The following is an 11,770-nucleotide window of genomic DNA, read 5'->3' as shown; positions in this document are numbered from 1 at the left end:
TCACTTGGTTGAACAGTTGAGCTGCCACCGTTGTAGCAACACGACATTGACAAAATTTTGCAGGGTGTAGTCATAGGCTACAACACTAGCCTTAATCCCTTTGCCATCCGTTGCCAGTTGCTCACCGGGTTGCAACTCTAGGGTGGTGATTGCCCAAGCGTTAAACACTGCAGTTAAGGACCCGAAGGGGATACGCTCCAGCACCTGACGAAGGGTGGAATACGAAGGCAAGCGAGAATGTGGCAATGCCAGTAATTCGAGCAAAGCCGCTTGGTGGCGTTCGACAAATTCAGCTAAGGCTCGATCACTGGTGCAACCGCTCCACGTTCCCATAACGACGAGGAGCAGAATCACTCACAACTCGTATCGCGGTTGCGTGCGGAAGTCGCGGACTTGCTTGAGATGCTCAATCAGGCTCATGTGAGACAACCCAGGAGAGAGACAACAGTTTTATTCTGTTTTTTCTCTCCTCAATAAACTAGCCCTGCCCTTTGAAGCGGGGTCTACCGCTACGCTTGCCGTTACAGTCGCCTCTCACAGAGCGTTCAAACGTCTTTTCAACACGCTTGCAGACGTTCTGTAAGATGGTGGCATAGGGTGCCGTGAAGTCCAGTAACTCACCGCTATGCCTGACCAATACCAAGTCAGCTTTGATGTCCGGTAGCTGCTTTTTCTGGCTGTAATAGTTGGGCTTTTCTTTAAGTGCGGGCAAGTGACAGAGGAGTGGACAGGCATTGACCGCACAGCGCTTTTGCTGCCACCAGTCGAAGCGTTCACCCAGCATCCGGTTGTACCAATACTGATAAGTCCGCAGCCAGTGATGCATCGTCACTTTCTGCTGCGGGTCTAGATAGAGTCGGTACTGGTAGGCAGTTTTCATGGAAAAATAGTACCACTGTTCGCCTCCGTTTCACTCCGACTTACCCGCGTTCATCCCGACACTCGGCTGCGCCAGAGTGCGGGGCTTCTGCTGCTTTAGCTAAACAAGTAATGATATCTAAAATAATGCACTGGTTGAGGAACCGTGGCATAGTAACCGTTGACATACTGCTGCAACCAACTCTCACTTAAGCGCAAACTGCGTGTAATGCCAGCAAGGGGGATCTTCTCCAACAACGTTCGCCCAAGGGTGGCTTTTGTCTCATCACTGATGCGTCTCCACTTAGGATGCTCTACAAACTGCCGCCCACAGTCACGGCCTTTGTAGTTCTGATTGCCGTGACGAGTCGTGCCATTTTTGTTAATATCATTCGAGCCACAGGTAGAGCATTGCAGCAGCGGTTGAGTCATGGTAAGAGGAGCGCAGCCAATCTACTGCTCCATGCTCTCTCGCTCTTTTTTCTACGTCCTTTCCTAAATGGCACTACCCTGATGTGATTGTCAGCGATATGGGCATGGCAGAAATGGATGGTTACATGCTGATGCAGCAGATTCGCTCACACCCTCACGGTAGAGGCGGCATGATTCCAGCGATCGCTCTGACGGCTGATGCCGCAGAGATTAATCAGCAGCGGGCGCTTCAAGCAGGATTTCAGGTCCACCGCACAAAGCCCGTAGAGCCAGAGCAATTGTTGCAAATGATCGCACGTCTATGTGGACGGAATGGATGGAGAAGGGCATGATTCAAGATCATTCAGTGGCAGAGCAGCTTTTTGCAGGCAAGGGCGAAATGGCGATGCGGATGCGATCGCACGACTGGTCACAAACACCCGTAGGGTCGGTGCAGTCTTGGTCCCAAAGTCTCAAATCGCTAATCAAGACGCTACTCACTTCACGCTATCCAATGGTGCTGACTTGGGGAGCAGAGTTCACACAGTTTTACAATGATGCCTACTCTCAGTTAATTGGGGATAAGCACCCAGCAGCCCTGGGAACTGACATCCGAGAGACACTGGCAGAAGCGTGGGATACCCTCGGACCGATGATTCAGCGAGTGATGGCAACGGGAGTGGCAAACTGGACTCCGGCACTGTTGCTGTTATTAGAACGTGCCGGCTATCGAGAGGAATCTTACTTTAGCGTGTCGCACGCTCCCGCAGAAGATGATGCGGGACAGATTGTGGGCATGCTGGCGGTTTGTAGCGAGGTGACTCAACAAGTCTTAGGAGAACGACAACTGCGACTGCTGCGAGATCTAGCTGCTCAAACAGGCGAAACGCGAAGTGTGCAAGACACATGTCAGGATTTAATGGCGGCGATCGCGGCTCATCCCTTAGACGTTCCATTGGCGCTACTCTATTTGCGAGAATCGGACGGTAAGACGCTGACACTGCAAGGAACTGTAGGCTTAGCAGCCGATGAACAGCTTGTCCCTGATTCAATTGCCCTCACAACTGATGCAGTGACGAGTCACCCGCTTTGGTCGCTCGCTCCAGCAGCATCTGGTGAAACCATTCTCGTAGAGGAATTGGATCACCACATGACGGTGCCCGGAGGTCCCTGGAATGAACCAGTGCATACTGCCCTGATGATGCCGATTGCGTCCTCTAGTCAAACCGCGACGTTGGGCGTGCTGGTCACTGGTGTAAATCCCAATCGAGCACTCGATGAAGGGTATCGCTCGTTCTACGAGCTTTTGATCGGGCAAGTTTCCTTATCCATTCGCAATGCTCAAGCGTATGAGGAAGAGCGTCGCCGTGCGGAGATGTTAGCCGAACTTGATCGCGCCAAAACTGCCTTCTTCAGCAATGTTTCCCACGAATTTCGCACACCATTAACGCTAATGCTGGGTCCATTGGAAGAACTCTCGAACACGCTTGATGGACAGTTGCAACCCGATCAGCGTGAACAGCTACAGCTAATTCAGCGGAACGGGTTGCGCTTACAAAAGTTAGTCAATACGCTGTTAGACTTTTCCCGCATTGAGGCGGAACGAGTACAGGCATCCTATGAGCCCACCGATTTAGCAGCTTATACAGCAGAACTCGCAAGTATGTTTCGATCGCTGATTGAGCGTACTGGCATGAGTCTAAGCGTAGACTGTCCAGCTTTACCGGCACCCGTGTATGTCGATCGCGACCTGTGGGAAAAAGTTGTTCTAAATCTAATGTCCAATGCGTTTAAGTTTACGTTTACTGGCAGTATCACGGTTCGATTACAACCCGTTGGCAATGCTGTTGCATTGAGCGTTACAGATACTGGAGTTGGCATTCCTGAAGCGGAATTGCCGCGATTATTTGAACGCTTTCATCGCGTGAGTGGAACGAGATCGCGCACCTATGAAGGTTCTGGCATCGGACTTTCATTCGTGCAAGAACTTGTCAAACTACACGGCGGTACCATCCGCGTTACCAGCCAGGTGGATTGTGGGACAACCTTTACGATCGCGATTCCCTTCGGCACGACTCATTTACCTCAGAACCAGATTGAAGTGACTCGCACCCCTGCGTCAACTGCATTAGGAGCAAATCCCTATCTTGCAGAAGCATCGCGTTGGATAGCAGAAGAGGGCACGGAGACACAAAGACACAAAGACACGGGGGCAGCTTTATCAGATCTCTCCGCGTCCCCTCTTCTCCCCTTCTCCACGTCTTCCGATACCTCACCCGTCCGTATTCTCTTAGCAGACGACAACGCCGATATGCGGGATTATGTGAAACGGTTATTAAGCCAGTATTGCGAGGTAGAAACGGTCACTAATGGATTAGAGGCACTGCAAGCGATCGCCCAACGGCTTCCCGATTTGGTCCTTAGCGATGTCATGATGCCAGGGTTGGATGGATTCGGACTGCTGCGTGAACTGCGTGCGAATCCTCGTACCAAAGAAATCCCGATGATTCTGCTCTCAGCGCGTGCCGGGGAAGAGTCTCGTATTGAGGGTTTAGAAGCAGGCGCTGATGACTATTTGATCAAACCGTTTAGCGCCCGTGAACTGTTGGCACGCGTGGAGGCAAGTTTGAAGCTGGGGCAACTCCGTAAAGCAGCAGCCCAGCAAAAACAGGAGGCATTGCGGGTGGAAGCGCAAACCGCTAGAGACAACCTGGAGAGTTTGCTGGCTCGGATTGATGACCAGTTTTTGGCCTTGGATCGGGAATGGCGTTATACCTATGTCAACGATCGCGTGACCGAAGTAACCGGAGTTGCTAGAGAAAATCTGCTGGGCAGGAGCCTTTGGGAGGTGTTTCCCGAGACTGTAAATAGCCAGTTTGAGCGGGAAGTACATCGCGCCATAACAGAACAAACGCCTGTCCAGTTCGAGTATTTTTACCCTCAATGGAATCGCTGGTTTGAAAACCACGTTTATCCATCTGCTGATGGTGTATCCATCATTGTCACAGAAATCACCGCTCGCAAACAGGCAGAAGCGCAATTGCGTGAATCTGAAAAGTTTTTGCAGGCAATCAACGAAACCGCGCCGAATCTACTCTATATTTTTGATTTAAATGAACGACGAAATGTGTACGTCAGTCCACAAATTTTTCCAATGCTGGGTGTTTTGCCCGCAGACGTGCAGGTACTCGATGCGCAGCTTTTGGTTGCATTGTTCCATCCTGATGACATCGAACACATTGAGCAGCATCACGACAGGATGCAAGCGGCACGGGAAGATGATATTTTTACCATCGAATATCGGCTGAAGCACGCCAGCGGCAAGTGGTTGTGGTTATCAAGCCGCGACACGATTTTTGTCCGCGATGAGCAGGGTAAACCGACGCAAATACTGGGTTCAGCCATTGACATCACCGACCGTAAACAGGCAGAACTGATGCTAAGTGAGCAGAAGCGACTGCTGGAGTTGATTGCGACAAACACTCCATTGGATGATTGCCTGACCGCTGTGTGTCGCTCCATCTCTCAACTGAATCCTGGCATCCGCGCCTGTTTTTTGCTCACAGATGCTCAGGGGTTAACGTTTTCCCGATCGATTACCCCCGATCTTGCCCCCTCGTTTAGGCAAGAGTTGCAGGCTATCCCGATTCATGACTTGTGTCTTGGCACCGGCGGCGAAGCGGTGTATCGCAGTCAACCCATCACCCGTGCGGATACCGCGAACGATGGTCTCTGGTCTCAGGAATGGAGAGAATTATGTGTCGCTCACGGTATTTTGGCATGTCATTCCAGCCCAATCCGTGGCTTGGAGCGATCGCCGGTTGGATCACTGCTGTTGTGCTTCAGCGAAGCACGCACCCCCACCGACTGGGAATACCAGCTAGCAGCATTCGGCACTCAAATTGCCAGCATTGCCTTTGAACGCGACTACGCTACGCTCACTTTGCGCCAGAGTGAAGAACGCTATCGTCTCTTGGCTGAAGCGATTCCTCAACTGGTGTGGATGACCGATACCGATGGACAAAATGAATATGTCAATCAACGGTTCTGTGACTACACCGGTCTGACCACCGTGCAATTGCATGGCTTAAACTGGCTATCGATTCTGCACCCAGATGATCTAGCAATGACGCACGATCGCTGGCTAGCGGCAGTGAAAAGCGGTCAAGCCTATGAAATTGAATATCGCTTTCGTCGCGCTGATGGCAGTTACCGCTGGTTCTTAGGACAGGGCATTCCTCTCAAAGATGAGCAAGGTCAAGTCTATAAATGGTTTGGCACCTGTACCGATATTGAGCCGCAAAAGCAGATTGAGCAAGCCCGTCTGCAACTCCTCGAACAAGAACAAGCTGCCCGTGAGCAAGCCGAAACTGCCAATCGCATTAAAGATGAATTTTTGGCCGTGCTCTCTCACGAATTGCGATCGCCCCTTAACCCCATTCTGGGTTGGTCAAAGTTACTTCGCAATGGCAAACTTGACGCAACCAGAACGACTCAGGCCCTAGAAACCATTGAGCGCAACGCTCAGCTCCAAGTGCAGTTGATCGATGACCTACTCGACATCTCCCGCATTCTACGTGGCAAACTAGTTTTGACCGTGACACCCGTTGACTTAAACTTTGTCATTTCAGCCGCATTAGAAACCGTTCGACTCGCTGCCGAAGCGAAGTCACTGCAAGTTCAGACCATCATTTCACCCATCATTAGTACTGTAAAGGGCGATGCTGGGCGGTTGCAGCAGGTTGTCTGGAATCTGCTGTCCAATGCAGTCAAATTCACGCCAGTCGGGGGGCACATCACCATTGAATTATGCTCGGTGGGTACAAAGGCACAGATTCAGGTCAAAGATACTGGAAAAGGCATTAAACCAGACTTTTTGCCCTACATCTTTGAGCATTTCCGACAAGAAGATGGAGCGACGACTCGCAAGTTTGGTGGGTTAGGGTTAGGATTAGCGATCGCCCGGCAGATCGTAGAAATGCACGGTGGCACGGTCAAGGCGGAGAGCCAAGGTGAAGGAATGGGAGCCACCTTTATTGTTGAACTGCCCCTATCAAGGAGTGAGAGAGTAGAGGGGTGGAGAAGTGAAGGCGAGACTAGCCCTCTTGACCCCTCCCTCCCGCACCCTCTCACCGGATTGCACATTTTGCTGGTCGATGACGAAACGGATACCCGCGAATTTCAAGCATTCGTGCTGGAACAAGGCGGGGCAAATGTGATAGCGGTTGCTGCTGGGTTCGAGGCATTGCAAGCCCTGGATCAGTTCACTCCTGATGTCTTAGTGAGTGACATCGGCATGGCGGAGATGGATGGCTATATGTTGATGCAGCAGCTTCGTTCGCGCCTGCCTAATCAAGGTGGAACGATTCCCGCAATTGCTTTAACTGCCTATGCAAGAGATACCGATCAACAGCAAGCGTTCGCTGCTGGCTTTCAAATGCACTTAACAAAACCTGTCGAACCAGAGACATTAATCAGCGCGATCGTCAGTCTCTTAAAGAAGAGTAGAACCAGCCAACGCTAGCAGCAACAGAGTGAAGGAGCGATTTAGGGTGATGAAACAAGACTCTAAATAAATGCAGGGAACTTGCGTCGTAGAACAAGTAAAGTTGCATGATCACGATACTGTCCCTATACCGCTCGCTGACTAAGTCCAAGAACACCTGGAAGCAATCACTGTTGAGCTGGGTGAACTCATAGAAGCAGTGCTCACCAGTGCTCGGTTCCACAACTCCGTATTAATAAGTTGTCTTGAACTGCCACTGCACTTTGCCTTTGGACTTGATACCCCTTGCGGTGAGCTTGCGCCCACTGATGGTTTTAAGTCCAAGCCGCGTTTCTTTCTCGCAGAAGAAGCGCACCTGCCCGCTCAGTCCCATGACCGCCACGGCATATCAAGCTAACATCGCTAGGTTTGCGGCGGCGGTTCAATCCGCCGCCGCAATAGCAGTTGCACGATAATCTTGTGACAGAAGCAACCCTTAACACTGTTTACCTAATTCTGATTGTGGGGTCATGCGTGATCGCCACCTTCGGACGCCTTACCAATAGTACCGCTGTGATCATTGGTGTCATGATTATTGCCCCCTACTGCTGCCCATTGGAGGACTGTTGGCGCACTGGCTGGCAATCTTCTTCTCTTTCGCCAAGGCTTGCTGGCTAGAGCCTGCCAACCAGCCTTAAGGGCAGATGTGGCTCCAAAGCAACGGCGTTTATCCCCAAAGGGGAACTGCTTCGCAACGCTCCCTCCCATTTCACGCTCTATGGTCATGCCGTATACCTGTCACTCTCAGACTGAGGTGATCAGAGGGAGAAACAGTGATACCGCGACGGATCGGACGCACCGGTCTGGAATTAACCAGCGACAGCTCAAACTTAGACATAATCCCATACAGCACCAGCTTCATTTCAAAGAGAGCAAAAGCGGCACCAATACAGCGACGATCGCCGCCACCAAAGGGTAAATACTCGTAGGGTGAATACTGCCGCTCTAAAAACCGTTCGGGTCTAAATTGCTTCGGTTCTGGATAAACGGACTCACGATGATGCGCCAGATAGATGGATGGCATAATCACCGTTCCCGGTTCTAACGGGTAGCCTGCAATGTCGATCGGCTGTTTAACAATGCGCGGAAAGGCACTAAGCGCAATGGGATACAGCCGCAGCGTTTCCTGACACACGGCTTGGAGGTAGGGTAAGCGGGCGATCGCCATTGGGTCAGCACCAGCACCCAACGCCTCAATTTCTGCCAGTAGTTTGGTTTGCACATCCGGCAGGGAGACAAGCCAGTACAGTGCCCAGGCTAAAGCAGAGGCAGTGGTTTCATGTCCAGCAAACAGGAGAGTAATCAGTTCATCCCGCAACTCTACAGCGCTCATTGGGTGCCCTTCAGGGTCACGGGCTGCCATCAGTAGTGCCAGAATGTCGGTTCGTCCGTTATCGGGTTGGTGGTAGCGATCGCGAATTTCGGCATAGAGCAGCGCATCAACTTGCTGTCGCCGTTGCAAAAATTTCCCCCAGGGACTCCAGCCCCACTCCTTCTGCAAGAACGGGTAAAACAGAAACATCGCACCAAGTGGCGAACCAAACCCATCCAGCATCCGGCTCATGGTCTGGCGCAACTGCTCATACCGTTGTCCTTCCTCTAGCCCAAACACCGCCCGCAAAATTACCTGAAGGGAAATGGACTGCATCGCTGGGCGCACTGCAAAGGCTGTGCCAATCTTCCAGGCACTGATGACTTTGGCTGTGATGTGCCCAATCACTTGTGCATAGGAACGCATACGATCGCCATGAAAGGGCGGCATCAAAAGTTGTCGCTGCTGTTGGTGTGCGGCTCCTTCCAGCAGGACAAGCCCATGTTCGCCAATGAGTTCCTTCAAGATTTGGTTGCCTTGTCCCGCGCTTAGCTGCTCTGGCTTGGCAGTGAAAATGGCTTCCAACGCCTGAGGACTGCTGAAGTAGACCAAAGGAGGTTTTGCATCGGGCTGAGAGACGCGGTAATCATCCCCATACGCTTTACGGCGTGCCTCGATTGTTTCAAGCGGTTGAAAGAGAAAACGCAACCCCCAGAGGCGACGCTGCCAGATCGATGTTTGAGGCGGACCGTTGAGCGAACGACGAGAGGTACTTACCATGATCCGTTTAACTTTAGGAGGACGAGCGGGTGCTGAAAGTGACAGTCGCATCTTCCAGGTTAAGAGTTCACGCTAGTCTCTGGGTTCTTTCCCATATTATCTAGCCTATCAGCTACACCGCCTAGCTACCCTTTGTTAAATGGTTGATCCAGTTCTGCCTTGACAGTGAAGCTTGAGACAGCAATAAACCAACCATCATGCTCTAATCAGCGGCTTGGTGATCGCCTTACTCTCAACTAACCAACCTGAGTTCGGGTTAAGCCGGGAGCAAGAGATTGTGGTTGATCGCAATCGACGGCTTCTTCGGCTGGTGGCAGTAGGCAATCAAGCCACCCAGAATGTTGACAAAGCAGTTCACCGGAGAGCGATGACGCGAATGCTCAATCTGCGAAATGTTCTTCAACTGGTCAATAATCGTTTCGTGTGAATGAGCAAAAAATATGGGCTCTTCCCAGCTTTTGGTGAAAAAGGGCATAGCTGCTGATCTTGATTACGAAGCTGCTAGGTTCCCAAGCTGTTGCAGAAATCAGATCACCAAAACCCGGGAAGAGCCAAAATATGGCACAATTTGCAAATGAGTGACACAGTCTTTCGAAGCCAGAGTCCACAAGTGTTCAAGCTTCTAGTCACTGCCGCTTAGACACAGCTCATCCCAGGCTGTTAGAAGCTGGAACGCTCATTTAGAGTCGCGTTGACCGATTGCGCCATATTTTTTGCTCATTCACAATTCCGATCGCGCGACTCCTACTCGACTCGACATGAGCGATACTGTCCTTTAATGCAGTGGTTAAAGAAGCGTCCAGCAGAGCCTGACGCTTGCAGTGCTCCCCAGGTGGCAGCATCGACATCTTCATACTGGTACATTGAGCCACCTTTAAACTCGATTTGTAGCAGATGGCGATTGGGGTCATAGCCAACTGCATTCGCCATTGCAGAGTTAATGGGCTGCATGTGAGCAGTCTGTTTTACTCCTGACAAGTGGTTAAAGTCAACCGCTGCCGCTAGTGCGGGGCAGTCAGAGGCGATGATCGCATCCAGTTGTTGAAGCCCTTCGTAGGCAGCCACAGGAGCTGGGATTTCAATCACGTCCAGGCTATCACCTTGATCGATCACCAGTCCTAGATAACCATCATCATGACTAATGGCTGCAAGCTTGCTAAGGTCGATTTTGGAAAGTCTCATTGTTTGAGTGTCATTTGGTTGGAGGACAAGGGATGGAAAATAGGGTTAGGTCATAGGGGAAAGAGATGGGAGATAGAGAGAAAGTTTGGAGTAAGAGCTAAAGGTTGTAGCTTACTGCCGCTTTGCGATGGACTCGCGCTGAAGTATGATCCTTTTTCCCTACTTCCTATGCTCCACTCCCTACTACCTCTCTATTTGTTCTTGTTCAAATTCTTTGCCTGTTCTAAGGCGATTTCTTTGATGGCTTGATAGGAACTGACATCGGAAGCGCCTTCGATCGCTTTTACTGCCAGATCTTGTACTTGCTTGAGCGCAGCATCCAGTTGCTTTGTCAGGTTTTGAAGGCGAGTTTGTTGGTCTTCGATCGTTTCTTCTAAAGAATCCAACTGCAATTCGTAGGTACGTTTGCTGCCTTCAATTTCTTTGGCCAGCAAATCGGCTTTGACTTTTGCTTGCTGGTTGGCAATGCCTTTGCCTTCTTCTTTGGCGCGTTTAATTGTGGCTTCCAAATCTTTGGGGAAGGCTTCAACTTTGGCTTTGAGTTCAGCAAATTGGCTTTCGCGAGCGACAATTGCCTGTTCTCGCTCTGCCAACTGTTTCGCCTGAGTTTGCTGCAACTCTTCCAACTCCTGGTACAGCAGTTTTTGCGCTTGCTCGTCCTCATCATCGGCAAGCTTGCGTTGTAGCGTCAGGTCGTAGGTATATTCTTTGGTATCTCGCTGACGAGTTTTGGTAAAGGTTTCATGGCGCTCTTTGGTCGATCGCCGCTGGTCTTCCTGTTCTTTTGCCCATGTTTTCTTGGCTTGTGTAACTTCCTGGTCGAGTGCGTCCTGACGCTGACGCAGTGCTTCGTTAAAGGTTTTAGCGCTCGCTTCGTATGCCTGAATCAGCATCTCCAAATTGGTGTCTGCTGCTTGCAGACCATGCAACGCTTCTAACTGCTGCACTTCCTCCGCCACCGATTGCTGCACTTCCTGCAACTGAAAAACTTCCAGCGTCAACTTTTCAGACAGATCGCTGACGGCACCGCCGAAGTTAAGTTGTAGCCCAGTCAAGCCGGCAATAATGGCTTCCATCTGCTGTTGAGTCTGCACGGAGTGCGGTGCTGGCTCAGGTGCAGGTGATGGAAGTTCTATTATTGCTGTTTTGCCATTGCGAGCGGGTTCAGGTTGTTTCGGGAGCACCAGTTGCGCTTCTAGCGCCTTTTTCTCTTGCAATAGCTGGTCAAAGGCAGACAGAATTTCGGTTTTTGTACTTTTTTCGGATGGGCGTTTGGTCGGCATGGGTAGTAGGTGGTAGAAGAGCGGTAATGACGATGGGCAGTAGGGGATTAGGGCATAGAAGGCAGAGCGCAGGGAAAAGGACACGGAGACACAAGGTAGGGGGACGCAGAGACACAAGATCCTCATCGCCCAGCACTATTTCAAACCTTAAAACCTGGTTAGCTGACAACAGCTGTGAGAAGTTAATTGCGGCGTTGCTCACTCGCCCGTGCTTAAAAATCCGGGCTAGCGGCAGGAAACCCGTTGAAACAGGTTAAACCTGTCTGTCGTCCTCTCCAAGAGGATGAAGCGCTGTTAGCCTGCACTTTCAGTGCAAAGCGGGTTGAGCGCTGATCAGAAATTTGTCAGTCAAGCAACCTTGAGACTCAAACCTTAAAACTCATAACTTCCTTTACCCCT

Annotated in this window: 9 protein-coding genes and 1 pseudogene; 2 read left to right on the top strand and 8 right to left on the bottom strand. The window is 51.0% G+C overall.

The annotated features are described in order from the left end of the window. The 3 genes from H6F86_RS05480 to H6F86_RS05470 all read right to left on the bottom strand — a co-directional run bounded on the left by H6F86_RS05480 (nucleotide 1) and on the right by H6F86_RS05470 (nucleotide 1,290). Nucleotides 1-354, bottom strand: coding sequence for a transposase family protein (locus H6F86_RS05480; protein ID WP_190447099.1), 354 nt, complete (start codon nucleotides 352-354; stop codon nucleotides 1-3). 124 nt (nucleotides 355-478) lie between these two features. Next, the gene (locus H6F86_RS05475; protein WP_190447098.1) at nucleotides 479-880 is read right to left on the bottom strand and encodes a helix-turn-helix domain-containing protein; all 402 of its coding nucleotides are present in this window, start codon (nucleotides 878-880) and stop codon (nucleotides 479-481) included. A gap of 95 nt (nucleotides 881-975) precedes the next feature. After that, entirely contained in the window at nucleotides 976-1,290 is a 315-nt protein-coding gene (locus H6F86_RS05470; RefSeq protein ID WP_190447097.1) for a hypothetical protein, read from the bottom strand. 83 nt (nucleotides 1,291-1,373) lie between these two features. On the opposite strand from H6F86_RS05470, the gene H6F86_RS05465 reads away from it, so the two are divergent. Both H6F86_RS05465 and H6F86_RS05460 read left to right on the top strand, forming a co-directional pair. After that, nucleotides 1,374-1,622 (top strand): response regulator, encoded by a 249-nt coding sequence (locus H6F86_RS05465; RefSeq protein WP_347240089.1) that lies wholly within the window; start codon nucleotides 1,374-1,376, stop codon nucleotides 1,620-1,622. After that, the gene (locus H6F86_RS05460; protein WP_199305104.1) at nucleotides 1,619-6,793 is read left to right on the top strand and encodes an ATP-binding protein; all 5,175 of its coding nucleotides are present in this window, start codon (nucleotides 1,619-1,621) and stop codon (nucleotides 6,791-6,793) included. The genes H6F86_RS05465 and H6F86_RS05460 overlap by 4 nt, the downstream gene beginning before the upstream one ends. 489 nt (nucleotides 6,794-7,282) lie before the next feature. Here the strand turns inward: H6F86_RS05460 and H6F86_RS05455 are convergent, their stop codons facing one another. From H6F86_RS05455 to H6F86_RS05435, 5 genes and pseudogenes are all read right to left on the bottom strand, one after another. After that, complete coding sequence (locus H6F86_RS05455) at nucleotides 7,283-7,540, bottom strand: hypothetical protein (protein WP_190447096.1); 258 nt, start codon at nucleotides 7,538-7,540, stop codon at nucleotides 7,283-7,285. Further along, nucleotides 7,524-8,957: a cytochrome P450 gene (locus H6F86_RS05450; protein WP_242033373.1), complete on the bottom strand. Its 1,434-nt coding sequence runs from the start codon at nucleotides 8,955-8,957 to the stop codon at nucleotides 7,524-7,526. The genes H6F86_RS05455 and H6F86_RS05450 overlap by 17 nt, the downstream gene beginning before the upstream one ends. Nucleotides 8,958-9,162: 205 nt before the next feature. Beyond that, nucleotides 9,163-9,327: pseudogene (locus H6F86_RS05445) on the bottom strand (transposase); the annotation flags it as partial. Between the two features lie 323 nt (nucleotides 9,328-9,650). Further along, nucleotides 9,651-10,088: a KTSC domain-containing protein gene (locus H6F86_RS05440; RefSeq protein ID WP_190447094.1), complete on the bottom strand. Its 438-nt coding sequence runs from the start codon at nucleotides 10,086-10,088 to the stop codon at nucleotides 9,651-9,653. Nucleotides 10,089-10,279: 191 nt separating this feature from the next. Beyond that, entirely contained in the window at nucleotides 10,280-11,371 is a 1,092-nt protein-coding gene (locus H6F86_RS05435) for a hypothetical protein (protein ID WP_190447093.1), read from the bottom strand. Nucleotides 11,372-11,770: the final 399 nt, after the last annotated feature.

It is taken from the genome of Phormidium sp. FACHB-592, from assembly GCF_014695795.1.
Taxonomy (GTDB): Bacteria; Cyanobacteriota; Cyanobacteriia; order Leptolyngbyales; family Leptolyngbyaceae; genus Stenomitos.
Note: the sequence above shows the minus strand (reverse complement) of the source record. Positions and strands in the feature narration are given on the sequence as shown.